Origin of the sequence: Kineococcus gynurae, from assembly GCF_042433995.1 — a bacterium.
In the GTDB taxonomy this organism is placed as follows: domain Bacteria; phylum Actinomycetota; class Actinomycetes; order Actinomycetales; family Kineococcaceae; genus Kineococcus; species Kineococcus gynurae.
On record NZ_JBHLUI010000003.1, the window covers coordinates 560,078 to 585,439 of the forward strand.

25 protein-coding genes are annotated in these 25,362 nt (G+C 74.7%); 12 read left to right on the top strand and 13 right to left on the bottom strand.

Going from position 1 to position 25,362, the window contains the following annotated elements; all coding sequences use genetic code 11:
* The first annotated feature begins 2 nt into the window (after nt 1-2).
* Nucleotides 3-920 carry a biotin--[acetyl-CoA-carboxylase] ligase gene (locus ACFFKU_RS04045; RefSeq protein ID WP_380135881.1) on the top strand — a complete coding sequence of 306 codons (918 nt, stop codon included), beginning with the start codon at nt 3-5 and terminating at the stop codon, nt 918-920.
* Here ACFFKU_RS04045 and ACFFKU_RS04050 read toward each other — a convergent pair.
* The gene (locus ACFFKU_RS04050) at nt 846-1,415 is read right to left on the bottom strand and encodes a GtrA family protein (RefSeq protein ID WP_380135883.1); all 570 of its coding nucleotides are present in this window, start codon (nt 1,413-1,415) and stop codon (nt 846-848) included. The genes ACFFKU_RS04045 and ACFFKU_RS04050 overlap by 75 nt on opposite strands.
* A gap of 563 nt (nt 1,416-1,978) precedes the next feature.
* On the opposite strand from ACFFKU_RS04050, the gene ACFFKU_RS04055 reads away from it, so the two are divergent.
* Both ACFFKU_RS04055 and purE read left to right on the top strand, forming a co-directional pair.
* Entirely contained in the window at nt 1,979-3,112 is a 1,134-nt protein-coding gene (locus ACFFKU_RS04055) for a 5-(carboxyamino)imidazole ribonucleotide synthase (protein WP_380136120.1), read from the top strand.
* Entirely contained in the window at nt 3,109-3,639 is a 531-nt protein-coding gene (gene purE, locus ACFFKU_RS04060) for a 5-(carboxyamino)imidazole ribonucleotide mutase (RefSeq protein WP_380135884.1), read from the top strand. Before ACFFKU_RS04055 ends, purE begins: the two co-directional genes overlap by 4 nt.
* Nucleotides 3,640-3,657: 18 nt before the next feature.
* Here purE and ACFFKU_RS04065 read toward each other — a convergent pair whose 3' ends face one another.
* Complete coding sequence (locus tag ACFFKU_RS04065; protein ID WP_380135886.1) at nt 3,658-4,479, bottom strand: MBL fold metallo-hydrolase; 822 nt, start codon at nt 4,477-4,479, stop codon at nt 3,658-3,660.
* 174 nt (nt 4,480-4,653) lie between these two features.
* Between ACFFKU_RS04065 and ACFFKU_RS04070 the strand changes: the two genes are divergently transcribed.
* Nucleotides 4,654-6,414: a S8 family serine peptidase gene (locus ACFFKU_RS04070; RefSeq protein WP_380135888.1), complete on the top strand. Its 1,761-nt coding sequence runs from the start codon at nt 4,654-4,656 to the stop codon at nt 6,412-6,414.
* On the opposite strand, the gene ACFFKU_RS04075 is transcribed toward ACFFKU_RS04070, so the two are convergent.
* Nucleotides 6,372-7,574, bottom strand: coding sequence for a DUF418 domain-containing protein (locus ACFFKU_RS04075; RefSeq protein ID WP_380135890.1), 1,203 nt, complete (start codon nt 7,572-7,574; stop codon nt 6,372-6,374). The two genes, ACFFKU_RS04070 and ACFFKU_RS04075, sit on opposite strands and share 43 nt — an antisense overlap.
* A 35-nt stretch (nt 7,575-7,609) precedes the next feature.
* Between ACFFKU_RS04075 and ACFFKU_RS04080 the strand changes: the two genes are divergently transcribed.
* Nucleotides 7,610-8,218 (top strand): TetR/AcrR family transcriptional regulator, encoded by a 609-nt coding sequence (locus tag ACFFKU_RS04080; protein WP_380135891.1) that lies wholly within the window; start codon nt 7,610-7,612, stop codon nt 8,216-8,218.
* Here the strand turns inward: ACFFKU_RS04080 and ACFFKU_RS04085 are convergent.
* From ACFFKU_RS04085 to ACFFKU_RS04115, 7 genes are all read right to left on the bottom strand, one after another.
* A complete protein-coding gene (locus ACFFKU_RS04085) occupies nt 8,184-9,959 on the bottom strand; it encodes an ExeM/NucH family extracellular endonuclease (protein WP_380135893.1) in 1,776 nt (591 codons plus the stop codon). The genes ACFFKU_RS04080 and ACFFKU_RS04085 overlap by 35 nt on opposite strands.
* Before the next feature lie 38 nt (nt 9,960-9,997).
* Nucleotides 9,998-11,086 carry a diguanylate cyclase domain-containing protein gene (locus tag ACFFKU_RS04090; RefSeq protein WP_380135894.1) on the bottom strand — a complete coding sequence of 363 codons (1,089 nt, stop codon included), beginning with the start codon at nt 11,084-11,086 and terminating at the stop codon, nt 9,998-10,000.
* A gap of 93 nt (nt 11,087-11,179) precedes the next feature.
* Complete coding sequence (locus ACFFKU_RS04095; RefSeq protein ID WP_380135896.1) at nt 11,180-11,857, bottom strand: hypothetical protein; 678 nt, start codon at nt 11,855-11,857, stop codon at nt 11,180-11,182.
* A 33-nt stretch (nt 11,858-11,890) separates the two neighbouring features.
* Nucleotides 11,891-12,493 carry a P-loop NTPase family protein gene (locus ACFFKU_RS04100; protein WP_380135898.1) on the bottom strand — a complete coding sequence of 201 codons (603 nt, stop codon included), beginning with the start codon at nt 12,491-12,493 and terminating at the stop codon, nt 11,891-11,893.
* A complete protein-coding gene (locus ACFFKU_RS04105; protein WP_380135899.1) occupies nt 12,483-13,256 on the bottom strand; it encodes an AAA family ATPase in 774 nt (257 codons plus the stop codon). Before ACFFKU_RS04105 ends, ACFFKU_RS04100 begins: the two co-directional genes overlap by 11 nt.
* A 7-nt stretch (nt 13,257-13,263) precedes the next feature.
* Nucleotides 13,264-14,211, bottom strand: a complete 948-nt coding sequence (locus ACFFKU_RS04110) for an LCP family protein (RefSeq protein ID WP_380135900.1) — start codon at nt 14,209-14,211, stop codon at nt 13,264-13,266.
* Between the two features lie 471 nt (nt 14,212-14,682).
* Nucleotides 14,683-16,014, bottom strand: a complete 1,332-nt coding sequence (locus ACFFKU_RS04115; RefSeq protein ID WP_380135902.1) for a UDP-glucose dehydrogenase family protein — start codon at nt 16,012-16,014, stop codon at nt 14,683-14,685.
* Nucleotides 16,015-16,243: 229 nt separating this feature from the next.
* On the opposite strand from ACFFKU_RS04115, the gene ACFFKU_RS04120 reads away from it, so the two are divergent.
* Nucleotides 16,244-17,296 (top strand): cell wall-binding repeat-containing protein, encoded by a 1,053-nt coding sequence (locus tag ACFFKU_RS04120; protein WP_380135904.1) that lies wholly within the window; start codon nt 16,244-16,246, stop codon nt 17,294-17,296.
* Between the two features lie 6 nt (nt 17,297-17,302).
* Here ACFFKU_RS04120 and ACFFKU_RS04125 read toward each other — a convergent pair whose 3' ends face one another.
* Nucleotides 17,303-17,641: a DUF2304 domain-containing protein gene (locus ACFFKU_RS04125; protein WP_380135906.1), complete on the bottom strand. Its 339-nt coding sequence runs from the start codon at nt 17,639-17,641 to the stop codon at nt 17,303-17,305.
* 4 nt (nt 17,642-17,645) lie between these two features.
* On the bottom strand, nt 17,646-18,341 hold the full coding sequence (locus ACFFKU_RS04130; RefSeq protein WP_380135908.1) for a glycosyltransferase family 2 protein: 696 nt from the start codon (nt 18,339-18,341) through the stop codon (nt 17,646-17,648).
* Between the two features lie 90 nt (nt 18,342-18,431).
* On the opposite strand from ACFFKU_RS04130, the gene ACFFKU_RS04135 reads away from it, so the two are divergent.
* The 6 genes from ACFFKU_RS04135 (at nt 18,432) to ACFFKU_RS04160 (ending at nt 24,806) form a co-directional block, all read left to right on the top strand.
* The gene (locus tag ACFFKU_RS04135) at nt 18,432-19,055 is read left to right on the top strand and encodes an acyltransferase (protein WP_380135909.1); all 624 of its coding nucleotides are present in this window, start codon (nt 18,432-18,434) and stop codon (nt 19,053-19,055) included.
* On the top strand, nt 19,052-20,185 hold the full coding sequence (locus ACFFKU_RS04140) for a DegT/DnrJ/EryC1/StrS family aminotransferase (protein WP_380135911.1): 1,134 nt from the start codon (nt 19,052-19,054) through the stop codon (nt 20,183-20,185). Before ACFFKU_RS04135 ends, ACFFKU_RS04140 begins: the two co-directional genes overlap by 4 nt.
* Nucleotides 20,182-21,225, top strand: coding sequence for a Gfo/Idh/MocA family protein (locus ACFFKU_RS04145; protein ID WP_380135912.1), 1,044 nt, complete (start codon nt 20,182-20,184; stop codon nt 21,223-21,225). Before ACFFKU_RS04140 ends, ACFFKU_RS04145 begins: the two co-directional genes overlap by 4 nt.
* Before the next feature lie 19 nt (nt 21,226-21,244).
* Entirely contained in the window at nt 21,245-22,213 is a 969-nt protein-coding gene (locus ACFFKU_RS04150) for a glycosyltransferase family protein (RefSeq protein ID WP_380135914.1), read from the top strand.
* Nucleotides 22,210-23,661, top strand: coding sequence for a lipopolysaccharide biosynthesis protein (locus ACFFKU_RS04155; protein WP_380135915.1), 1,452 nt, complete (start codon nt 22,210-22,212; stop codon nt 23,659-23,661). The genes ACFFKU_RS04150 and ACFFKU_RS04155 overlap by 4 nt, the downstream gene beginning before the upstream one ends.
* Before the next feature lie 128 nt (nt 23,662-23,789).
* Nucleotides 23,790-24,806, top strand: a complete 1,017-nt coding sequence (locus ACFFKU_RS04160; protein WP_380135916.1) for a hypothetical protein — start codon at nt 23,790-23,792, stop codon at nt 24,804-24,806.
* Between the two features lie 3 nt (nt 24,807-24,809).
* Here ACFFKU_RS04160 and ACFFKU_RS04165 read toward each other — a convergent pair whose 3' ends face one another.
* Complete coding sequence (locus ACFFKU_RS04165; RefSeq protein WP_380135917.1) at nt 24,810-25,304, bottom strand: Lrp/AsnC family transcriptional regulator; 495 nt, start codon at nt 25,302-25,304, stop codon at nt 24,810-24,812.
* Nucleotides 25,305-25,362: the final 58 nt, after the last annotated feature.

The following is a 25,362-nucleotide window of genomic DNA, read 5'->3' on the forward strand; positions in this document are numbered from 1 at the left end:
GGGTGACGTCGGAGCAGCGACCGCGGGGGGCGTGGAGCGACCTGGGCCGACCCCCGCTGCGGGTGCAGGCGTTGCGCCGGGCGCTGCTGGCCGCGGAGCCCGGTGGTCCCGGTTTCAGCGCGCTGGACGTGGTGGCCGAGACCGGGTCGACCAACGCCGACCTGCTGGCCCGGCCCGCCGCCCTCGACCGGACCGTGCTGCTGGCCGACCACCAGGTGAGCGGGCGCGGCCGGGTCGGGCGGGCCTGGACCTCCCCGCCGCGCACCGCGACCGCCACCTCCGTCCTGCTGCGCCCCGACGTGCCCCGCGAGCGGTGGTCGTGGCTGCCGCTGCTGACGGCGCTCGCGGTCACCGACGCGCTGCGCGAGCGGGCGCGGGTGGACGCGGTGGTCAAGTGGCCCAACGACGTCCTGGTCGCCGCACCCGGGGGAGGGCATGGCGGGGACGCGCGCAAGGTCTGCGGGATCCTCGTCGAGGTCGGCGCGGACGGGCGCGTGGTCTGCGGGTGGGGGCTCAACGTCCTGCAGCGGGCCGACGAGCTGCCGGTGGCCGACCCGGACGCGGTGCCGGCGCCGACGCCGGCCACGTCGTTGCTGCTGGAGGGGGCGGCGGTCACCGACCGCGACACCCTGGCCCGGGCTGGCCTGCGGGCCTTCGAGGCGCGCCTGCGGGCGTGGGTCGCGGCGGGGGGAGACCCGGTGCGCAGCGGTCAGCTGTCCGACTACCGGGCCGCCTGCGACACGCTCGGCCGGGAGGTGCGGGTGCACCGGCCGGGCGGGGACGTGCTCACCGGTGCGGCCGAGGACGTCACCGAGGACGGGCGGCTCGTCGTGCGGCCCGCCGGCTCAGTGCCGGTGCACCTCTCGGCCGGTGACGTCGTGCACGTGCGGCCCGTCCCCGGGAGCGCGCGTCGTGGTTGAGGTGGGGGGCTCGCCGTCGTGCCAGCCCTCCTGCTCCAGCTCCTGGACGAAGACGAACTTCCGGTAGGCCCACCAGCGGAAGAGCGTGCCCAGCACCAGGCCGACGCCGTTGGCCGACACGTTGGAGGCGACCGCGCCCCGCAGGTTCAGCACGTAGTAGGTGAAGCCGAGGCAGGCCAGCGAGATCGCCAACCCGGCGGCGTTCATGACGACGAAGAGGATCAGCTCGCGACCGGCCGAGGCCCGCCGCCGGAGGCGGAAGGTCCAGTACCGGTTGCCCAACCACGCGACCAGGATCGAGATGGCGACCGCGATCACGTTCGCGGTGAGCGGCTTGTGGTGCAGGACCCCGATGCCGTCGGGTCCGCCGTGGCGCAGCAGGTTGAAGACGCCGATGTTGACCACGAAGGCCACCGCGCCGACGACGCCGAACTTGGCCGCCTCGCGGGCGAGCACCTCGTACGTCGAGCGCAGGCGCTGCACTAGTCCTGCCACGAGGGGGGATCTCCGATCATCGGGGACGGGTCGACCCCTGAGTGTGACTCACCCCGACGGTGTTCGTGGCCCCGGACGGCGACCCGCCGCCACGTCCCCTCAGGATCGCCACAGCGGCCTCGCCCGGCGGATCACGCGGACCGGCGGCGGGATCAGTTCCGTTCGTGGACCCGCTGGGTCTCGGAACGGCCGAGCCGCTCCTCCATCTTGGTGGCGCCGACGATGCCGGCGGTCATGAGTGCGACGCAGGCGATCACTGTGAACACGACTTCGGTTCCCCCTCCATGGGTCACCCGCGGGCGCGGGCGGACCGATGCTCCCCCAGACCGGTGTCCGGGGCATCCCGACCCGGTGAACGGGAGGGGACGAGGGTCCGACGCACGGGACGGTCCCGGGGCTCCATCGGCAGGCCCTGTCTTACACCTGAGTGATTCGCCCACGGCGAGGGGGCCCGCGCCGAGCGACTACCCTCGTCCCACGTGACGCGCCTCGACCCGGCCCCCTACGACCGTCCCGGAGGATTCCCCGTCGTCGGGGTCGTGGGGGGTGGTCAGCTGGCGCGGATGATGCAGCCGGCGGCCGTCGCCCTGGGGCTGCGGCTGCGGGTCCTGGCCGAGGGGCCGGACGTCAGCGCCGCGCAGGTCATCACCCCCGCTCCCGTCGGGGCGGCCTCCGACGCCGAGGCCCTCGTGGCCTTCGCCCGGGAGTGCGACGCGGTCACCTTCGACCACGAGCACGTGCCGACCGGACTCCTCGCCGCGATGGCCGAGGTCACGTCGGTCCAGCCCGGGGCCGAGGCGCTCGTCCACGCCCAGGACAAGATCGTCATGCGCGAGAAGCTCACCGCGCTGGGGGTCCCCTGCCCGCGCTGGGCCCGCGTCGCGAGCCCGGAGGACGTCGAGGGTTTCGCGGCCGGCGCAGGGTGGCCGGTCGTGGTGAAGACCCCGCGCGGCGGGTACGACGGCAAGGGCGTCCTGGTCGTGGACTCCGCCGCGGACCTCCGGTCGGGGCCGGCGGCCGACGTGCTGGCCGAGTGGTTCGCGCGCGGAGAACTCCTGGCCGAGGAGCGGGTCCCCTTCACCCGGGAACTCGCCGCGCTGGTGGCGCGCAGCCCCTCCGGGCAGGCCGCGGCCTGGCCCGTCGTGGAGACGGTGCAGCGCAACAGCATCTGCCACGAGGTCACCGCGCCCGCGCCGAACCTGTCCGACGACCTGGCCGCCGAGGCCACCGACATCGCGCTGCGGATCGCCGGTGGCCTCGGGGTCACCGGGGTGCTGGCCGTGGAGATGTTTGAGGTCGAACGCGACGGGGTCGTCGACGTGGTCGTCAACGAACTCGCCATGCGTCCGCACAACTCCGGGCACTGGAGCATCGACGGGGCCGTCACCAGCCAGTTCGAGCAGCACCTGCGCGCGGTCCTGGACCTGCCGCTCGGGTCGCCGGAACCCCGGGCCCCGTGGACCGTCATGGTCAACGTCCTCGGCCCGGCCAGCATCGAGGCCCGGCACGCCGACCTGTACCGCTCCTACCTGCACGTCATGGCCCACGACCCGGGGGTCAAGGTCCACCTGTACGGCAAGGAGCAGCGCCCCGGACGCAAGCTCGGCCACGTCACCGTCTACGGCAGCGACCTCGAGCAGGTGCGCGAACGCGCCCGGCACGCGGCCGCCTTCATCGCTGGGGAGATCGACGAATGAGCACGACCGCGACCGTCCGGGTGGGCCTCGTCATGGGCTCCGACTCCGACTGGCCCGTGATGGAGGAGGCCGCGAAGGCGCTCGCCGAGTTCGGGGTGGGTTTCGAGGCCGACGTCGTCTCCGCCCACCGGATGCCGCACGACATGGTCGCCTGGGGGGCCGCGGCGGCCGAACGGGGCCTGCAGGTCGTCATCGCCGGGGCCGGCGGCGCGGCCCACCTGCCAGGGATGCTGGCCAGCGTCACCCCGCTGCCGGTCATCGGCGTGCCGGTCCCGCTGCGCTATCTCGACGGCATGGACTCGCTGCTCTCGATCGTCCAGATGCCCGCCGGCGTCCCCGTCGCGACGGTCTCCATCGGCGGCGCCCGCAACGCGGGGCTGCTGGCCGTGCGCATCCTCGCGGCGGGCGACCCGGAGCTGCGGGAGAAGATGGTCGCGTTCCAGGAGTCGTTGCGGCAGACCGCCTACGACAAGGGTGCGGCCCTGCGGGCGCGGGCCGGGCGGGCCGGGGTGGGTTTCGGTTCCTGACCGGTCCCGGCCAGGCGCTCAGGCCGCCCGGCCGCGGATCTCGGTGGAACCGCCGGGCGCCAGGGTGACGACGGTCCCGATCCCTCGCCGGGCGGCCGCGGCCTCGAACTCCTCGATCGGGGAACGGAAGACGCCGTAGTCGCTGTGGTGCACCGGAAGCACGGTCCGGGGGCGCAGCAGCCCGACCAGGTCGGTGCCGTCGTGGGCGCCGAGCGTGACGACGGCCCCGCCCGGCAGGGTCGTCCCGCCGAGATGGACGACCGCGGCGTCGAGGTCGGGGTGGCGGTCCGCGATCTCGGTCAGGCCGGGGAACAGCACGGTGTCCCCGCTGACGTAGAGGCGGACCGCGGTGCGTCCGTCGGGTCCGGCGAACTCCAGCAGCGACCCCATCACCGTCGGCAGCAATCCTCGCAGGAGCCGCCCGCGGGCGTGTCGTGCGGGCAGCGAGGTGATCGTGGCCGTGCTGCCCGCCCGGGTGAGCACGCGGCTCTCCCACGTCCGCAGGCCCTCGGCCCGGCGGAACCCGGCGAGCGCCTGCAGACGTCGGGCTGCGCGGGGCGTGGTCACGACGGGGAGGCCCCGGTCCAGCCCTCGTCGGGCGATGCGGTCGAAGTGGTCGCCGTGCAGGTGCGAGAGCAGCACGGCGTCGAGATCCGGCAGGTCCTCGACCCCGAGGGCCGGTTCGGTCAGGCGACGGGTGACGAGCCCGTGCCCCAGCCAGGCGAGCTGGCCGCGGTGCAGGAAGTTGGGGTCGGTCAGGAGGGTGAACGGCCCCCAGCGGATCACCGTCGTCGCCGTGCCGACGAACTGCACGGTCGCGGGGGTGTCGAGGTCGGCCACGTCCCCACCCTCCGCGCGGCCTCCCTCGATCGCACGATGGACGCTTTGGACTGACTGTGCGTCGTCATGGTGCCCACCAGGGGTTGCCCATGAGGTACCTGAGGGGTCAGGCTCGGCCGGGTCAGTGACCCCGGGACACCGAGGTCCCCGTCCGAGCCTGGCCCTGGAGGCCTTGTGCGCAGAGTCATCCTGTCCTCAGCCGTGTGCGTCTCGCTGGCCGCGGCCACCCTGGCCGCGACCCAGACCGCGTCCGCCGACCCCGCGACGAGCGTCGCCCCGGGCGAGGTCGAGAGCTACGTCGTCCTGTACGAACCCGGGGCCACCGACGCCCTGGCGCTGCCCTCGATCGCCGAGGCCGGTGGTCGGGTCGTGAGCAGCAGCAGCGGCGCCGGGTACGCCGTGGTCGAGAGCGCCGTCGCCGACTTCGCCGAGCGGGCCGCGCGCTCCGACGTGCTGGTCGGGGCGACGCTGGACCGTTCGATCGGGACCGCGCCGCAGGTCCGGCTGCGGTCCGCCGCGGAGGACGCGCGGACCGGTGACGGGCACGTGGAGGCCGCCACCGACGCCGAGCGCGCCGAGGCCGCGGCGATCCGGGACGTGGTCCGCGACGTCGACGAGGCGCCGGGGGCCGAACCGCTCGCCGCCCTGCAGTGGGACATGGCCGCGATCGGCGCCACCCCGGAAGGGTCCTACGCGACCCAGCGCGGGTCGAAGCAGGTGACGGTCGGCATCATCGACACCGGCGTCGACGGGACCCACCCCGACATCGCGCCGAACTTCGACGCCGAGAACAGCCGGAACTTCGTCACCGACGACCCGGTGGTCGACGGGGAGTGCGAGGCGGAGGACTGCGTCGACCCGGTCGACGCCGACGACAACGGTCACGGCACCCACGTGGCCAGCACCATCGGGTCCCCGGCCAACGACCTCGGGATCGCCGGCGTGGCCCCCGACGTGAACCTGGTGAACCTGCGGGCCGGGGCGGATTCCGGGTACTTCTTCCTGCAGCCCACCCTCGACGCGATCACCTACGCGGCCGACTCCGGCGTGGACGTGATCAACATGAGTTTCTACGTCGACCCGTGGATGTTCAACTGCGCCGCGAACCCGGCCGACAGTCCCGCCGAGCAGCAGCAGCAACGCCTCACCGTGGCCGCCGTGCAGCGCGCGATCGACTACGCCCGCAGCAAGGGCGTGCTCCCCGTGGCCGCGGCCGGGAACTCTGCCCTCGACCTCGCCGTCCCCGGGGTCGACACCGGCAGCCCGAACTTCCCGGTCGACGAGGAGGGGAACCCGACCGGGGCCCGCGAACGGACCCTGGACAACGCCACCTGCCTGACCATGCCGGCCGAGGCCGACGGGGTCGTGACGGTGACCTCGACCGGCCCGTCCGGTCGCAAGTCCTACTTCTCGAACTACGGCACCGAGCAGGCCGACGTCGCGGCTCCCGGGGGCGACACCTACGACACCCCGAACCAGCGGCTGAACCCCACGGGCGGCATCCTCGCGGCCTACCCCGAGGCCCTGGTCCGGGCCGAGGGCAGCCTCGACGAGGACGACGAGATCATCGACCCCTACGTCGTCCGCGACTGCGGTGACTCGGGTTCGACCGAGGACTGCGCCTACTTCCGCTACCTGCAGGGCACCTCGATGGCCGCCCCGCACGCCGCGGGGGTGGCGGCCCTGATCGTCGCCGAGCACGGCGTCGAGGACCCGTTGCGCCCGGGGACCCTGACCCTGGACCCGGCCGTCACCGAGTCGATCCTGCTGCGCGAGGCCACGGACACCCCGTGCCCGGTGCCGGCCGAGTTCACCTACCGGCGCTGGTCGGCCACGGCCGGGGAACTCCTCTCCACCGCCACCTGCACCGGTCCGGCGGACCGCAACGGGTTCTACGGCGACGGGCTGGTGGACGCGGCCGCGGTCGGGTCCTGACCGGAACGGTTCGAGCGGGGTTCCCGTGGGCGGGTCAGCCGATGGCTGACCGTCTCCAACGGGCCCCGCTCGAACCGGCGCACCCAGAGGGAAGCGCCGAGGAGCAGGACCACCCAGATGCCCAGCAGCAGGGCGAGGGTGAAAGGTGCCCGCTGGTCGACGGGGACCCGGGCGGCGAGGCCGAGACCCCAGCCGTAGCAGACCGCCCCGGCCAGCAGGTTCTGCACCAGGTAGCAGCTGAGGGCGGTCCGCCCGACGGCCGCGAGCCCGCGGCCCACGCGGCCCGGGGTGCGGATCCGGGCGCAGAACTCCACGATCGCCGCGAGCAGGCCGAGGGCGACGAACGGTGCGGTCCCGTAGCGGGCCAGGACGAGTCCGCCGGACCCGCCGAACAGGCCCAGCGTCAGGTCCAGCACGAGGGCCGGCCCGCCGAGCACCAGCAGACGGCGGCGCAGTCGGCGACCGCGGGCGTCGTCCGGGTCCAGCAGCCCGGCCCGCGCAAGCCGGGCTCCGATGAGGAACAGGGCGATGCCCAGGGCCAGGATGAAGACGGGTTCACCGCGGAAGATCACCGCGTTCTCCAGCCGGAACCGGGCCAGGTCCCAGAAACTGCCGTCCGCGTAGGGATTCGGGTCCAGCGGGGGGCCGGTGAGCTCGTCGGCCGGGAGCAGGGCGAGGACGAGGGCCATCACGCTCAGCAGGAACAGGTGCACGGTGACCGCGACGCCGATCCAGACCCGTTGCGCGCGGTCGGAGGTCGCGAGGATCGCCGCGACGATCACCGCGGTGACTGCGTACCCCATGAGCACGTCGAACTCGGCGACCAGGACGTAGTTGACGAGGCCGTCGACGAACAGGACCAGGGCGCGCACCCAGTACCGTCCGGGCCAGCGACGCCCGTGCCGGGCGGCGGAACGGCGTTGCAGTTCCAGACCGATCCCGAAGAGCAGGGTGAGGAGGGCGAGGAACTTGCCCTGCGCCAGCTGCTGGGCCAGGGCCTGCACCTTGGCCCACCCCCCGTCGTGGACGCCCGCGCTCCCGGCCACGTAACCGAGCAACCCCTCGGGGTCGGTGAAGATCCAGACGTTGGTCGCGAGCGTGCCCAGGATCGCGACACCCCGGGCGAGGTCCAGGGCGCGGAGACGGTCGGTCGGGGCCATGGACCGAATGAACCATACGACTGTATGGTTTGTCCATGACGACGACGGGACGGCCCCGGACCGTGCGCGAGACGGTCCTCGACGCCGTGGTCGAGCTGTTGCTGCGGGTGGGGTTCGACGGCATCTCGGTGCGGCAGGTGGCGGCGGCGGCCGGGGTGTCGGTGGGAGCCGTCCAGCACCATTTCCCGACCAAGGACGCGATGCTGGGCGCGGCCATGGAACGGACCGCCGAGGCCGTGACCGCGGACCTGCGGGCGGCCGTCGCGGTCCCGGAGCCCTCCGTTCGCCTGCACGCCGCGGCCCGCGCGCTGCTCGGGGCGCGTCCGGACCAGCGACCGGCCACCGTCCTGTGGATCGCCCGGTTGGCCCGGGCCGAGGTGCACCCCCCGACGGCCGCCGACCACGCCGAGCAGTGGGGGAGCGTCGAGGAACTGCTGAGACGTCTCCTGACCGAGGCGGCTCCCGGGTTCACGCCTGCCGAGGCCAGTGCCGAGGCCGGCGTCCTGCTGGCGCTGCTCGACGGCCTGGCCGTCGCGATCGCCCGGGAGCCGGAGCGGATGCCGCCCGAGCGCGGCGAGGCCCTCCTGGCGCAGCACCTCGACCGGCTGCTCAGCCCCGGTCGCGCAGGTCCAACCCCACGATGACCGGGTCGTGGTCGCTGGAACGGAAGGGGTCCGGCGCGTAGAGGGCCGGGTCGCCGTCGTACTGGTAGGCGGAGCTCTCCACCGCGTTGATGTTCCAGTGGGTGACCCCCGAGACCTTGCGGGTCAGTTCCCGGGTCGCGAGCGCGTGGTCCAGGGATCCCGAACGGGCCTGGAACACGTAGCTGTACCGCCCCTCGTCGAACCGGCTGCCGAGATCGACCAACCCGGCGGAGCGCAGGACCTCGACCGGGTCCTCGCGGGTGTAGGCATTGAGGTCGCCGAGGGCGATCACGTCGGCGTCACCGGTGGCGGTGCGCAGGTCGGTCACGAACCGGGCCAACGAGGCGGCCTGGCGGGTGCGGGCCGCGTTGTAGGCACCCTGCCCGTCACCCTGGTCCTCGTCGGCCCCCGTCGCCCCGGTCGCACTCTTGGACTTGAAGTGGTTGGCCACGACCGTGAACCGGTCGCCGGCGCGCTCGAACGTCTGGGCCTGGGGCTCGCGGGCGTTGGACCAGACGGTCTCGTCGACCAGACCCACCGGGGCCCCGACGGCCCGGACACGGTCGGTGCGGTAGACGATCGCGTTGCGGATGGCGTCGCGCTCGACCGCGTAGAGCTCGGCGGGCAGCGGGACGAAATCCCACACCTCGCGTCCCTCGGCCGCGTTCAGGCGACCGACGAGCTCGGCCAGGGCGGTGTCGGCGTTCCCCGGCGAGAATCCCGTGGCGTCGGTGTCCTCGATCTCCATGAGGGTCACCACGTCGGCCCGCAGCCCGCGGACGGCCGGCACGATCTTGTCGGCCTGGGCGTCGAGCTGCTCGGGGGTCTCGGCCCCGCGGCCCTCCCCGCCCAGGGTGACGAAGTAGTTCAGGACGTTGAACGCGGCGACCGTGGTGTTCCCGCCGGTCCGCTCCGGTCGGGCGGGACGGGTGTCGCGCGGGCGCAGCAGGCCCTCGGCGGTTCCGTCGGCCGGCTGCAACCGCCACGCGGAGAAACCGAAACCGAGCACGACGGGTTCGGCCAGCCGGGCCCGGTCCCCGACCCGGACCGGGTTCTGAGGGGCGAGGTAGGGCCGGTCGGTGAGCGAGGTGCGGGCGCTGCGGGCGTCGTCGAGGACGATCGCGCGGTCGCGGTTGCGGGCCTCGAGCCGTTCGGCCCGGGCGCCGGGGCGGGCGAGTTCGGTGCGCTGCACCAGCACCCCGTCGGCGGAGAGGGTGAGCTCCCCGAAACGGGTCAGCTCGAACACCTCGCTGACCGTCAGGTCCGCCGGGCGGACCAGCATGCCCTCCAGCGCCTCGCGCGCGGTGTCGTCGGCGGGCAGGTCCAGCCGGGCCGGGCGGGGCAGGTCGCCCGCGTCACCGTCGGCGCACACCTCGACCCCGGTCCGGGCGGAGATCTGGGTCTGGCCGCCGAACTCACCCGCGGTCCCGGTGACGCTCACGGTGTCGCCGAGGTCCACCGCCGCGGGGCTGAAGACGAACACGCCGTCGGAGGTCGCGGCCCGGCGGTCCCCGCCGTCCTGCAGGTAGAAACCCGACAGGCCGGGGGTGTCCCCGACGACGGTCCCGCGCACGGTGACCGTCGCCCCGTCGAGCGGCGTCGTGGCCCCGCCGCCCTGGACGTCCCCCACGCGGTGGGTGACCGCGCCCGCGCAGCCGGCGGCGGCCGCGGGGGTGGCGAGAACGGGGAGGCCGGCGACGGCGAGGGTCAGGGCGGCGGCCAGCGGTGCGGTCCGGATCACGGTGTCCTCCTCGGCAGGCGTGCATCGGTGATCGGAGCCTATGCCTGACCGGTGACCTCCCTGTGACCCGTCGATGAACGGCGGAGCCGCTTGCGGGCGTACATCTGGGTGTCGGCCCGGTCGAGGAGCACGTCGGGCGGGACCGGTCGCAGGGTGACCGCGGTGCCGACGCTGGCACCCACCTGCACCGTCGTCCCGTCCGGCAGGCGCACGGGCGACTCGACCGCCGCACCCACCCGCGAAGCGAACTCCTCGCACCGACGGGCGTGGGCGAGGCCCGGCAGGACCGCGACGAACTCGTCCCCGCCGATCCTCGCCACCTGCCCGTGGTGGCGGACGACCTGGCGCAACCGGTCGGCGACCTCGCGCAGGAGGGCGTCCCCGGCTGCGTGACCGTGCCGGTCGTTGACCGCCTTGAACCCGTCGAGGTCGAGGTAGACCAGACCCGTGGGATTCTCCGGGCGGGCCGTCGCCATGGCCTCCGACAGCGTCTCGGCCAGCCCGTTGCGGCACAGCAACCCGGTCAACGGGTCCCGCCGGACGGCCCGTTCCAGGGCGAGGATGTGCGCCTGGCGCTCCCGTTCCAGCGTCTCCGCGGCGCGGCGGACGTCGCGGGCGTTCCCCGCCGAGGTCAGCACGAGGGGCCCGGCGGTGAGCAGGAGCCCGAGCATGAGCAGGGCGGCCGCCCCGGGTGGGAGCAGACCGTCCACGAGGCCCGCGGCCTGGGCGGCCCAGGCGCCGGTGCCGACGAGGAGGGTCACGGCCAGGGACGTGACCGTCTGTCGGCGGGTCGGGAGCAGCTGCACCGCGTGGACGGCGTTGCCGACCGCGGTCACGGGGGCGAGCAGGTTGAGCCCGAGGCCGGTCACCACGACCCCGGCCAGGACCGTACCGAGGGCCAACCCGACCGTCCCGCGCCCGGCCGCCCGGCGACGTTCCAGGGGGCGCCGGACCGGTGGCGAGGCGAGGACTCCCAGCAGGACGGTGGCGACGAACGTGGGGACCGGTGCCACCTCGACCCCGACGGCGTCGGCCACGAGGGCGAGGACGGTGACGGCGAGGACCGCGCCGAGGGTCGTCGCGGCGACCAGGAGAGCGCTGCGCAGCTGAGCGCGAGCGGGAGTCATCCGTGGGCCACCTCACCGTGGGTCCGGTAGACCGCTGATCGTGGGGCAGGTCGTGGCGGGACGCCAGTCGTCAGCCCCGCGACCGGGGCCCGGTCACGGGCCGGAGGCCGCACCCGGCGCCGTCGGTCCCGCCCGCCCCGCGCCGACCGGCTCGACCCGGGCCGCCTCGCGCCTCCGGAACGCCTCCGCCGTGGCGAGCAGCGCGCCCGCGACGAGCAGCCACGGGGAGAGGTCGAGGCCGGGCGGGGGCAGGAACAGCCCCGTGAGTCCCAGGCGGTCGAGGACCATCCCGGCCGCCAGGGAACCGGGCAACGCGTGCAGCGTCGCGGCCAGGGCGACGACCCCGGCGAGGAGGGCGAGCCGGCGGGAACGACGGTGCGCGAACGCTTCGCCGCGGGCGACGGAGTCGAGGACGGGGAGCAGGAGCAGGGCGCCGACCCCGACGGCCAGGCCGACCAGGGCGGCGGACCCGCGGGCCAGGGCGTTCTCGACCCCCGTCGCGTCCCAGGCTCGCAGGTCCACCCGGACCGCCCCGTCCTCGGCTCCGGAGTTCCGCAATCGCGCGTCGGCCGCCGCGGGCAGGTCGACCGGGAGCCGGACGTCGGTCGTCCCCGGAGGGGCGAGGACCCCGACCGCGACGCCGGCGGGCGCCTGGGTCGCCCCGTTGACCGCGTACCCGACCCCACCCACGGCGGCCCCGAGCCCACCGAGGACCAGGGCCACCCGCGCCAGCTCGAACCACCCGGCCCCGAGGTACCGACGTCCCGTCACGGGGTCATCGGACCACGTCGGTGATCGGGGCGTCTACGGCCGGGGAGTCGTCAGCGGGCCGGCGCTCCAGAGGACCACCTCGCGCGGGGTGCGCAGCCGGACGACGGCCAGGTGGGGGTGCTCCGCGGCCGCCCGCTCGACCTTCCCGGCCAACCGGGGCTGGGTCCGCCAGGACCAGCGCACGATGTGGTCGCGGTCGGTGAGGAACGTCAGCAGCGACGGTTCCTGGTTGCCGTTCCACAGTTCCTGCCGGTCCAGGCGGCGGGCCAGGGTCCGCCGGACGACCCGCCGCACGACGAGCGCGCGCGGCAGGTCCAACCAGACCAGCAGGTCGGCCCGCTGCAGCAGCAGTTCCCGGACCACGGGGTACTGCCATTCGGTCACCCAGCGGGGTTCGGCCGTGAACCGGTCGACGTCCGCCGTGAAACTCGGGCGGGGGACCCATCCGGGGCCGTGGTACAGCCCGTCGAGCTCGGTGTGCGGGAGGTTCCGTGCGGCCCCGATCCGCCGCGCCAGGGTGGTCTTCCCCGCCCCGGGGGCGCCCGCCACCAGGACACGACGGACGTCGGCGGGCAGGGGGTCTCCCGGTCCCAGGAAACTCCCCGCCGCCGACCGGCGGGACGGCTCAGAGCACATGGCGCAGGTACCGCTCGGGGGCGTCCAGGAAGAACCGGTGGTCGTGGACGATGCGCAGGTCCTCCCAGCCGACCGGGGTCAGACCCTCGTCGTCCAGCTGCAGGATGGTGGCCCCCGGCAGTGCGGTCAGCACGGGGGAGTGGGTGGCGCACACGACCTGCTTGCCCTCCCGGGCCATGACGTGCAGCGCCCCCACCAGCGTGAGGCAGTTCGCGAACGACAGGGCCGCCTCGGGTTCGTCCAGGAGCAGGACGCCGGCCCGCCGCACCCACGGGCCGCTGAGCATCTCGACGAACGACTCGCCGTGGCTGATCCGGTGCAGCGCATGGGGTCCCACCTCTTCTGCAGCGGGGTCGGCGACGGTGCGCGCCAGGTAGGACACGAACGCGTGCATGGTCTCGGCCCGCAGGAAGAACACCTCCCGCGACCGTCCGCCCGGCCCGCGGACCACCCGGAGGCGGCGGGCCAGGTCGGAGACGTCGCCCGCGCGCTCCCGTTCCGCCCCCGCCCGGTGCGCGCCGGTCCCGCCGCCCTCGGGGGCGCCGAGGAGCTGTGCCAGGGCCTCGACGATCGTCGACTTCCCCGAACCGTTCTCCCCGACCAGGAACGTCACCCCGGCCGCGACGTCCCAGCCGTGGCGCAGCAGGTGGGCGACCGCGGGGATCGAGGCGGGCCAGTCGTCCCCGCCGTCGGACCCCACGTCGAGCCCACCGTCGTCGCGCGCCTCGACGCGCCGCAACGGGCGGGCGGGGCCGGTTCTCACGACCGGCTCACGCGGTCAGCGACCGCAACGCCTCGGTGTCGTCGCGCTTGAGGTCGGCGAACATCTGCAGGGCCTTCTCGGTGTCCCACTTCACGGCCAACCCGGCCCGGGTGCGGTAGTTCGGGTCACTGACCGGGACCGTCATGGAGATCCCGCCCTCGCCGGTCGCACTGCGCATCCCGCGGGCGAACGTCCAGAGTTCACCGGGGTCGGCCTGGTCGTCGAGGGTCACCGACCGCCCGCCGGCCCCGGCCAGCGGGTAGGCCCGGAACGGGTTCAGCAGCGTGGTCGGGCTCGTCGCCTTCGCCATGATGGCGCTCAGCAGCTGCCGCTGCCGGTTGGCCCGGCCGAGGTCGCCCAACGGGTCGGAGTACCGGTAGCGCGCGTAGCCGAGGGCGGTGAGCCCGTCCATGTCCTGGCAGCCGGCCTGGATGTCCAGCCCGGCGCGGACGTCCTGCACGGCGACGTCGGGGCACATCTCCACCCCGCCCAGGGCGTCCACGATGCCGGCGAAACCGGCGAAACCCGTCTCGACGTAGTGGTCCACGTGCAACCCGGAGACGTTCTCGACGGTCTCCACCAGCAACGGCGCGCCGCCGATCGAGAACGCGGCGTTGATCTTGTTGCTGCCGTGGCCGGGGATGGGGACGTAGGAGTCGCGGGGGACGCTGATCAGGGCGGCGGGACCGCCCCCGGAGGGCACGTGCAGCAGCATGATCGTGTCGGTCCGCTGACCGTGGATGTCGTCGCCGCCCGCGGAGTACTCCTGCTTCTCGGCCTCGGTCATCCCGTCGCGGGAGTCGCTGCCGACGATCAGGAAGGTGGTCCCGGGGGTGTCGGCCGGCGAGGCGGCGGCCGGGGTGGCGGAGACCTCGCTGACCTGCGACCAGGCCCGGGCGGCGAGGGTCGCGGGGTAGCCGACGACCAGGGCGAGGACCACCGCGGAGGCCAGCACGACGCGACGTCGGCGCCGGACCCGGCGGCTGCCGGACGCCGTGGGACCCCCGGGTCTCGCCGGACGGGGGGTCGGGTCGGCGGGAGGGTGCGCGCGCGCGCCCGAGCGGTCCCGACCCGGTCGGGGCGGACTCAGCGGGGCCAGCGGGGCCTCCTGGCCCGCGGCGCGCTCCCGGGCCGGACGGGCCCGACCGTAGGTCGTGGAGGAGTAGCCGGGGGGCGGGGGACCCGGTCGGCGGACCGCGGTGGGTCGTCCCGAGCCCGGTCGTCCCTCGCGGGGGTTCTCGTCTCGCGACGGCTTGTCCTCGGGCACCCCGCCACCTTAGGCCGCGCACCCCGCCCGGTATCCCTACTGCCGAGGACGGGTGCGACGTCTTCGCATCCGCTGCACAACCGCCCCCCGGCGGGGCCGGGGGGCGGTGACGGACGCGGGGTCGCGCGGGGGATCCTGCGCGGGATCCTGCCGTGCGGCTCAGGCGCGGGGGCGGCCCAGGGCGCGGTAGGTCCAGCCGGCGTTGCGCCAGCGGGCGGGGTCGAGGGCGTTGCGGCCGTCGAGGATGCGCTTCTCCCGGACGAGGCCGGAGAGGGTGGTGGGGTCGAGGTCGCGGTACTCGCGCCATTCGGTGAGGAGCAGGACGACGTGGGCGCCCTTGACGGCTTCCTCGACGGTGTCGGCGTAGGAGATGTCGGGGACGGCCCGGCGGGCGTTGTCCACGGCGGCGGGGTCGGTGAGGACGACGTCACCGCCCTGCAGGCGGATCTGGGCGGCGACGTTGAGGGCGGGGCTGTCGCGGATGTCGTCGGAGTCGGGCTTGAAGGCCGCGCCGAGGACGGCGACGCGCTTGCCGATGAGGGAACCGTCGCAGACCTCGCGGGCGAGGTCGACCATGCGGATGCGGCGGCGCATGTTGATGGAGTCGACCTCGCGCAGGAAGGTCAGGGTCTGGTCGGCGCCGAGCTCGCCGGCGCGGGCCATGAAGGCGCGGATGTCCTTGGGCAGGCAGCCGCCGCCGAAGCCGAGACCGGCGTTGAGGAACTTGCGCCCGATGCGGTCGTCGTGGCCGATGGCGTCGGCGAGCTGGGTGATGTCGGCGTTGACCTTCTCGCAGAGCTCGGCCATCGCGTTGATGAAGGAGATCTTGGTGGCGAGGAAGGAGTTGGCGGCGACCTTGACCAGTTCGGCGGTCTGGTAGTCGGTGACGATGAGGGGGGTGTTGCGCTGCAGCGGGGTGGCGTAGACCTCGTCGAGGAGGTTCTTGGCGCGCTGGCCCTCGGGGGTCTCGGGTCCGCCGGGGACGCCGTAGACGAGGCGGTCGGGGCGCAGGGTGTCCTCGACGGCGTGGCCCTCGCGGAGGAACTCGGGGTTCCAGGCCAGGCCCAGGGCGTCGGGGGCGGCCTGGGCGACGAGGGCGGCGAGGCGGGCCGCGGTGCCGACGGGGACGGTGGACTTGCCGACGACGAGTTCACCGGGCCCGACGTGGGGGAGCAGGGCTTCGGTGGCGGCGTCGACGAAGCGCATGTCGGCGGCGAACTCACCGCGCTTCTGGGGGGTGCCGACGCAGACGAAGTGGACCTGGGAGCCCTCGGCCTCGGCCATGTCGGTGGTGAACCGCAGCCGGCCGGTGGCCATGGTGCGTTCGAGGAGTTCGGGGAGTCCGGGTTCGAAGAAGGGGGCTTTCGCGGCCTGCAGGGCGGCGATCTTGTCCTGGTCGACGTCGATTCCGACGACCTCGTGGCCCAGCTCGGCCATGCAGGCGGCGTGCACCGCGCCGAGGTAGCCACATCCGATCACTGTCATCCGCATGTTGCGCACAGTAGTAGCTCGTGCCGACCACGTGTGCGCCTCGACCTGATCGGAGGCTCGGAGTGGCCCATGACACACCCGGTCGCCGGCCGGTCCCCACCCGGGCGCCCCGACCGTGACGGAAAGTTGCCACGGGATCGTCAAGAGTGGGCCGAACGTGTCGATGAGCAGGGCTGAACCGGGGATCTGCCCCCGTCGTCCGCTCGCGACGCTCCATGGAAGGCCTCCCATGACCGCCCGCCCCCGCCCCCGCCGCCGCGCCCGCCTGGCGCTGCTCGCCGCCGTGGTGGGCGGATGCACCCTCGGTGTGGCCGTCCCCGCCCAGGCCGCCGACCTGTTCCGGGTGGAGGGCGCCAACCGCGTCGCCACCGCGGTGGCCGCCGCCCAGTCCTTCGCCCACGGCGGGGCCGCCGCCGTCGTGCTGGCCCGCTCCGACAGCTACGCCGACTCCCTCGCCGCCGCCCCGCTGGCCTCCGACCGCGGGGGCCCGCTCCTGCTGAACCGCCCGGACGTGCTGGAGCCGCAGGTCCGCGACGCGATCCTCGACGTGCTCGCCCCCGGGGGGACCGTCTACCTGCTGGGCGGCGACAACGCCCTCTCGCCCGCCGTCGCCGACGCGGTGCGCTCGTTGCCGGGGGTCGGTGGGGTGGAACGGATCGCGGGGTCCAACCGCTACGCGACCGCGGTCGCGGTGGCCAGCAAGCTGCCCGCCTCGCGCAACGTCGCCCTGGTCACCGGGCTGAACTTCCCCGACGGCCTCGCCGCGGGTGCCCTGATGGGAGTCGTGGACTCCGAGACCCAGCACAGCCTGGGTGTCGTCCTTCTGACCCAGGGGCCGACCATGCCCGCGGAGACCCGCGACCTGCTGCGCAGCCGGTCCTGGAACATCGCGCTGGCCGTCGGCGGTCCCGCCGCCCAGGCCGCGCAGGGCACGATCAGCGCCCGCACGGTCAGCGGCAGCGGCCGGTTCGAGACCGGGGCCGCGGTCGCCGGGCTGTTCGCCTCGGACAAGTTCTTCAAGGACGGCACCACGCGGGTCGGGATCGCGACCGGGGAGAACTGGCCCGACGCGCTGTCCGGGTCGGCGCTGATGGCCTACGGCGGGGGGCCGCTCATCCTCACCGCCCGCGACACGCTGCCCTCGGCGAGTCGGCAGGCGCTCGTCGACCTGCAGAAGGACTCCCGCTCGGCCGGGTCCTCGATCGTGGAGGCCCACATGTTCGGCGGGACCACCGCGATCAGCCCGACCGTGGAGGCCCAGGTCGGCGACGCGCTGCGCTGAGCGCGCTCAGGGACGGGGCGGCCCGGCCTCGTCGAGGGCGAGTCGGCGGGTGAGCTCGGCGATGCGGGACTCGAGCTCCCGGCTGCGGCGGTAGGAGTTCACGATGAAGCCGAGGAAGGCCACGACCGTCCCGTAGAGCAGCAGGTCGGTGCCCCGGCCGACCCCGACCAGCTCGGCGAGCCAGGTCAGCCCGGTCGGCCACAGCACCGAGACGACGGCCAGGACGCCCAGCAGCCCGATCAGCAACCGGCGCACCGCCTGGTGACGGGCGTCCGCGGTGCTGCGGACGAGGGCGACGGTGATCGTCGCCAGGGCGGCGAGGAGGACGATCTGGATCAGGACCACCGGTTCACCCCAGGATCGTCTCGACGAGGATGTTGACGCTGTTCAGCAGCGACTGGCCCTTGGCCTTGGAGTAGTCGGTGTAGCGGATCTGCACGGGTTGCTCGACCCACGAGAGCCGGCGACCCCCGACCTGGGCCACGATCTCGCTGGCGTGCGCCATCCGGTGGTGGGTGATCCGGATCTCGCCCAGAGCCTTGCGGGACAACGCCCGCAACCCGTTGTGGGCGTCGGTGAGCTTCACCCCGGTGGTCGCGTTCGTGTACGACACCGCCGCGCGCAGCACCGCCCGACGGACCCGGGGCATCGCCGTGCGTTCGTCCAGGAACCGGGACCCGAACACGACATCGGCCTCCCCGTCGCGCAGCCGCTGGCGCATCGCGAGGGCGTCGGCGACGTCGTGCTGCCCGTCGGCGTCGAAGGTGACGACGAACCGCATCTCCGGGTCCGAGAGGGCGAAGTCGAACCCGGTCTGCAGCGCCGCCCCCTGGCCGAGGTTCACGCAGTGCCGCACGACCCGGGCGCCGGCCGCGGCCGCCACGGCGGCGGAGTCGTCCTGGCTGCCGTCGTCGACGCAGACCACCTGGGGGAAGTGCGGCAGCAGACCGGCGACGACCTCACCGACGACGGTGGCCTCCTGGAACAGCGGGACGACGACCCACGTGTCGTCGGCGTCGCAGCCCCCGCCCATGGCCCCGCCCATCCTCCCGGTCGTGCGCTCGTCCGCCCTGGCCGCGACCCCGCGTCGCGCCGGTCCATCATGAGCCCTGGCCGCGTCCATAGACTCCCCGACATGCCCGCCAACCCCGCCCCCGCCCCGGCCGAGCCCCGGGTGGAGGCCAGTGCCGACGTGGCCGCCGACGTCCGGATGGGCCCCGGCAGCCGGGTCTGGCACCTGGCGCAGGTGCGCGAGGGAGCCGTCCTCGGCGAGGGCTGCGTGGTGGGCCGGGGGGCCTACGTGGGCATCGGGGTGCAGGTCGGGGCCCGTTGCAAGATCCAGAACTACGCCCTCGTCTACGAGCCGGCGCGCCTGGCCGACGGGGTCTTCGTGGGGCCCGCCGCGGTCCTCACCAACGACCACCGGCCCCGGGCGGTGGCCCCGGACCTGAGCGCCAAGTCGGCGGCCGACTGGGAGCCGGTCGGGGTCGACCTGCGCGAGGGGGCCTCGGTCGGGGCCAACGCGACGTGCGTGGCCCCGGTCGTCGTCGGCCGCTGGGCGATGGTGGCCGCGGGTTCCGTCGTCACCCGCGACGTGCCGGACTTCGCCCTCGTCGCCGGCAACCCGGCCCGCCGGCTCGGCTGGGTGGGGCGTTCGGGGTCGCGACTGGTGGCGGCCGAGGACGGTTGGACGTGCCCGGACACCGGGGAGCGGTTCCACGAGGTCGACGGCGTCCTGGTCGAGGGGGTGCGCGCATGATCCCCGTGGCCGCACCCCAGCTGGGGGCCGAGGAGCAGGCGGCCGTCGCGGCCGTGCTCGCCGGGGGCAACCTCGTGCAGGGGCCGGAGGTCGCCGCGTTCGAGGCGGAGTTCTGCGCCGAGGTGGTCCCGGGGACCCGCGGGATCGCGGTGAACTCGGGGACCTCGGCCCTGCACGTTGCCCTGCTGGCGGCCGGGATCGGCACCGGTGACGAGGTGGTCGTCCCCTCGTTCACGTTCGCCGCCACGGCCAACGCCGTCCGGCTCTGCGGAGCCGTCCCGGTGTTCGCCGACATCGACCCGGTGAGTTTCTGCCTCGACCCCCGGGCCGCGGCCGAGGCCGTCACGGCGCGCACGCGGGCGGTCGTGCCCGTCCACCTGTTCGGCCACCCGGCCGACCTCGACGCGTTCGAGGCGCTGGCCGCCGAGCACGACCTGCGGATCGTCGAGGACGCCGCACAGGCCCACGGCGCCCACTGGCGGGGCCGGGCCGTCGGGGCGGTCGGGGACGCGTCCGCGTTCTCGTTCTACCCGACCAAGAACATGACCTCGGGCGAGGGTGGCATGGTCACCACCGCATCACCCGTGATCGAACGGACCTGCCGGTTGCTGCGCAACCAGGGCATGGAACAGCGCTACCGCAACGAGATCGTCGGCCTGAACTACCGGATGACCGACCTGCACGCCGCGATCGGCCGGGTCCAGCTGCGCCGGCTCGCGGGGTTCACCGCGGCCCGGCGCCGGACCGCGGAACGGCTGGGGGCGGCCATCACCGCGCGGGCCACCCCGGGCGTCGTCGTCCCCACCGCGGCGGCGGGGGCGGAACCGGTCTGGCACCAGTACACGGTCCGGTTGTCCGACGCGGGGGCGGAGGTCCGCGACGCGGTGCTCGAGGGGTTGGGTCGGCGCGGCGTGGGGGCCGGGGTCTACTACCCGGTCCCGGTCCACCGGTTGCCGGCCCACGCCGACCTGCCCGCCTCGGCCCTGCGGTCGGACTCGTTGCCGCACACCGATCTCGCGGCATCGCAGGTGCTCGCGCTGCCCGTCCATCCGGCGGTCACCGAGGCCGACGTCGAGGTGATCGCCGACGCGCTCGACGCGGCCGTCCGCGAGGTCGGGGGTTCGGCGTGACCGGGACCCCCGAGACCTCGGGGGGTGACGCCCTGCGCGTCGGGCTGGTCGGGCTCGGGGTCATGGGTCGCCACCACGCCCGGGTCCTCGCCTCCCTGCCCGGGGTGCGGTTCGTCGGGGTGGCCGACGCAGTCGCGCCGCCCCCCGGGGTGCTGGCACCGGGCGTCCCGGTGTTCTCCACGGTCGACGACCTCGCCGCCGAGGGGGTCGAGGCGTTCGTCCTCGCCGTCCCCACCGCCGAGCACGCCCCGGTCGCCGTGCCGCTGCTGCAGGCCGGCCGCCACGTGCTGGTGGAGAAACCCCTGGCCGAGTCCACGGCCTCAGCCCGCCGCATCCGGGCCGCCGCCGCCGAGGCCGGGGTGGTCGCCGCGGTCGGGCACATCGAACGGTGCAACCCCGCCCTGCGCGAACTGCGCCGCCGGGTCGCGGCGGGGGAACTCGGTCGGGTCCACCAGGTCCAGACCCGCCGGCAGGGACCGTTCCCGGCCCGGATCGGCGACGTGGGCGTGGTCAAGGATCTCGGCACCCACGACTTCGACGCCACGGCCTGGGTCACGGGTTCACCGTTCGTCTCGGTCTCGGCCCGCACCGCGCACCGCACCGGCCGCCCGCACGAGGACCTGGTCAGCGTGGTCGGAACCCTCGCCGACCAGACGATCACCAACCACGTCGTGAACTGGCTGTCGCCGGTCAAGGAACGGGTCACCATCGTGACGGGAGAGAACGGAACCCTGGTCGCCGACACCCTGACCGCCGATCTCACGTTGCACGCCAACGGATCCGTCGACGTCTCCTGGGACGCCATCGCGGGTTTCCGCGGGGTCAGCGAGGGCGACGTCACCCGGTTCGCCCTGGCCAAACCCGAACCCCTGCGCACCGAGCTCGAAGGGTTCCGTGACGCCGTCCTCGCCGTGCGCGCGGGCCGCCGGGCCGAGGAGGTGACCGAGGGCGTCGTGACCGCCGCCGAGGGGTTGCGCGTCGTGGAGGTGGCCGAGGCGGTCCTGGAGTCCGCGGCCACCGGTCGCACGGTCGACCTGTGACCGCCCGGACGGTCCGGGCATGATCGCCGAACCCCGGGTCCTGCACGTCAACGACTGCGCCTCGACGACCACGCACCTGCTCGCCGAGGCCCACCGCCAGGGGCTGCCCTGGCGCTACCTCCCGCTCGCCGACCGGTCCCGGGGTGGGACCGTGCTCGCCGGGGCCCGCTGGGCCGCGGAACTCGGGGTCGGGGCCGCCCGCAGCGACCTGCTCCACGTGCACTACGCGAGCGTGCCCCGGCACACCCGCTGGACCCGGAGACCCTGGGTCCTGCACGCGCACGGCACCGACGTCCGCTCCCAGCAGTACGAACCCCGCTGGACCGCCCCGATCCGCGACGCCCTGCGCGCCGCCGACCACGTCTACTACTCCACGCCCGACCTCGCCGAGCACGTCCTGCCGCACCGCCCCGACGCCGGGTACCTCCCGAACCCCCTCGACGTCGACGCCCTGCCCGTGCACGACCCGGCGACCGCCGCCGGGGTGTTCTTCGCCTCGCGGTGGGAACCGGTGAAGGGTCTCGCCGCCCAGCTCGACCTGGCCCGCGCCCTGCGGGCGGCCCTGCCCGCCGACGTGGAACTCCTCGGCCTCGACTGGGGCCCGGCGGCGGACGAGGCCCGGGCCGCGGGGGTCCGCCTCGTCCCCCGCAGCGCACGGGAGGAGTTCCTGCGCCGGCTCGCCGCGGCCCGCGTCGTCGTCGGGCAGCGCTCGGGGATGCTCGCCGCCAGCGAGCTCGAGGCGATCGGCACCGGGGTCCCGGTCGTCGCCGCGGTGAACCCCGCCTGGTACCCCGACGACGCCGTCGACGCCCACCCGCCCGTCCTCGGCGGTGCGGGGGCCGGGACCGACGACCTGGTCGAGGCGGTCCGGTCCGCCCTGACCGAGTCCGCGGCCCCGTCCGGCCGGGAATGGTTGCGGCGCACGCACGACGTGGGGGACAGCGTCCGGCGGCTGCGGACCGACTACCGCCGGGTGCTCGGGTCGTGAGAGGGCCCCGCGCGCTGCCGGTCCTCGCCGTCGCCGCGGCCTGGAGCGTGGTCGGGGTCGCGTTGTCGGGGCTGACCCGCACGCTCTACACGTTCCTCGTCGCCCGGGTCGAGGGCGAGGTCGTCACCGGTGTCGTCGGGGCCCAGCTCGCCCTCGCCGCGTTCGCGACGATGCTGTGGCCGGCCGCCACCGGCCAGGCGGCCTCGAAGTTCGTCGCCCGCGCCCAGGGGTTGCGCGACGAGGGCCTCGCGGCCTCGGTCACCCGGCACCTGCGCGGGCGGACCCTGCTCACCGGGTCGATCGCCGCGGTGCTCGCCGTCGCCGCCGCCGTCCTCGTCCTGCACGAACCGGTGTCGTCGGCGCTCGCGGTCGCCCCGCTCGTCCTCGGGTACGCGGCCTACCTGCTGACCCGGGGGGTCCTGCTCGGGTCCGGCCGGGTCGCCGAGGCGACCAGGCGGGAACTCGTCGCGCTCGTGCTGTCCCTCGGGGTGCTCGCGGTCCTGCTCGCGGTGGGGGCGACCCCGTGGCTGGTGCTGCCGCTGGCCCTCGGCTACGTCGTCTACGCGGTCCTCGGGGCCCGCCGCCGGCCGGGGACGCCACGCCCGGCACCCGTGGAACCCGCGCTGCGCAGGGAGATGGACGCCTTCGTCGCCTGGGGCGTGCTCGGCAACGTGGCCAGTGCCGGGCTCCTGCAGCTCAGCCTGGTCGTGGCCGGGGCCACCCAGCGCGACGCCGACGTCGGCCAGCTCACCGCCGCCGTCGCCCTCGCCACCCCGGCCTCGATGATCGCCCGCTCGCTGGTCCAGGTGCTGTTCCCGGCCATGGCCCGCAGCCTCGCCGCGGGCGACCGCGAGACCGTCCGGCGGCAGACCGACCTGGTCACCCGGGGCATCGTCGCCGCGTTCGTCCCCCTCTTCGGGGTGCTCGTGCTGGGGTCCGGCCTGCTCATCCGGGTCTACGGCGAGGACTTCCGCGACCCGACCGCGCTGCGCATCCTGCTCGTCGCGGTGCTGCTCACCACGCTGCCGGTCGCCGCGGTCGCGAGCATGACCAGCGGCGGGGCCGACGGGATCCGCCGCTCGGCCCTGATGAGCCTCGCCGGGTTCGTCCTGGGGCTGGTCGGCATGGCCGCGCTGACCTCCGGCGCCGGGATCGTCGGCATCGCCGTCGCCTACCTGGCCGGCGCGTTCCTCACCTCGCTGCTGCCCTGGGTGTGGGTGTGGCGAACCCAGGAGCAGCGGTGGGGCGGGCTGAGCCTGCGGGTCCTGCTCGCCGTCGCCGTCCTGGTGACCGTGCTCGTCGTCCAGGACGACCTGCCGGGTGGGCCGGTCCTCGCCCCGGTGCTGCTCGGCGTCGTGCTGCTGGGGGTCTGGGGCGCGGCCTCGGCCCGCGACCTGCGCGCGGTCCTGCGGAACCGGTCGGCCCCGGGCGACGTCCGAGCTCCGTGATCGCGCGTCGGAGCCGGAACGGGGTGCCGACGGTCGTCGTGCCGGCCGCCGCCGACCCGACGGCCCACCCGTCCGGGTCCGCTTCACCACCGCCGTCCCCGTCCCGGTAGCCGACTGAGAGGACCGCCGTGCGCACCCGTCGTCCGTTGCCCCTGACCGCAGCCGGGCTGCTGCTCGCCGGCTGCGCCGCCCCCGCCGGGCCTGCGACCCCGGCCGTCTCGCCCGCTCCCGACCCGGCGCTCGCCGCCGCCGTGGCCGAGGTCAGGGCCGATGCGGGCGGCTGCCCGCCTCCGACGGTCGCCACCTCGCCGGCTCCCGCAGAGATGGACGAGGGCTTCCTGGAGGCGATGGGGCTCTCGGCGGAGCAGGCGGCGCAGGAGACGTACGAGGAGAACCAGGCCCAGCTCGTCGGTTCCTGGGTCCGGTGCACCTACCCCGAGGCGTACGCCCAGTACCGGATCGAACGCACCCCGAGGATCGGGGTGGTGGTGACCCTGACCGCGGCCGCCGGGGACGACCCGCTGGCCGGCGCCCCGCTCGGGGTCCTCGACGGACGGACGACGCTGGAGACCGCCGAGTTCTCGCTGGCCCAGCTTCGGGTCCTCGGGGAGCGGGCGAGCGCCGTCCTGCAGGCCTGCGACGCCCCGCCCGCCTCCTCCAGCATCGAGGTCGACCGGATCCTGGTGACCGCGGCCGACGGTGACGCGGTCACCGCCTGCCTCGACGCCGCGGCCGACCGCCTCGGCCCGGCGCCGGGGCGGGCGCAGATCGTGGTCGAGAACACCGGCTCGGACGAGTCCGCGGTCGACGGACCGGTCATCGCCACGACCGGTGGTGAGGACAGCACCGCCGAAGGGTTGGTGGGCCAACTCCAGCTGGTGGACGGCTGCCTGCGGCTGGCCGACGGAGTGGCGGTCTGGCCCCGCGGGACCCGGTGGGACGCGTCGCGGACCGAGGTGGTGCTGCCCGACGGCACCCGGGTCGCCCCGGGCGCTCAGGTGCTCGCCGGGGCCGACCCGGTGAACGACCTGCGGCGCATCCTCGGCCCTGAGGGCGCGGCGGCCGCCGCGGCCTGCGGCGGGGTCGACCAGGCGGCGGTCGCGACGGGAGGGGCGCCGGTCTACCGGGTCGAAGGTCGGGGCTGACGCTCACTCCCGTCGCGGGCCGGGCCGGTCACCCCGGGGGACCTGCAGCGGGGTGAGGGGTTTGGTCGTGCCGAAGGCGAAGGTGGTGTCCATCGAGGTCAGGGCGGGGATGCGGCGCAGCCGGGTCTTCAGCAGCCGCTCGTACGCCTGGAACGACTCGACCGTGATCTTCAGCAGGTAGTCGTGGTCGCCGGCGAGGATGAAGGCCTCCGTCACCTCGGGGATCTCGCGGATCGCGGCCTCGGCGGACTCGATCGCGGTCTCGTTGTGCCGGTCCAGCCGGATCTGCACGAACGCGGTGATCGAGAGGCCCACCGCGGTCGGGTCGACCAGGGCCGTGTACCCGGTGATGACGCCCTCGGCCTCGAGCCGACGGACCCGTCGCAGGCAGGGCGAGGGGGAGAGCCCCACGGCGTCGGCCAGGTCCTGGTTGCTGAGCCGCCCGTCGCGCTGCAGTTCCCCGAGGATGGCCAGGTCGATGCTGTCGAGATCGCGCACGAGCAGATCCTGCCAAAGATCATGCCCTCAGGGGCAAACTACGCAATCGGCTGCCAAC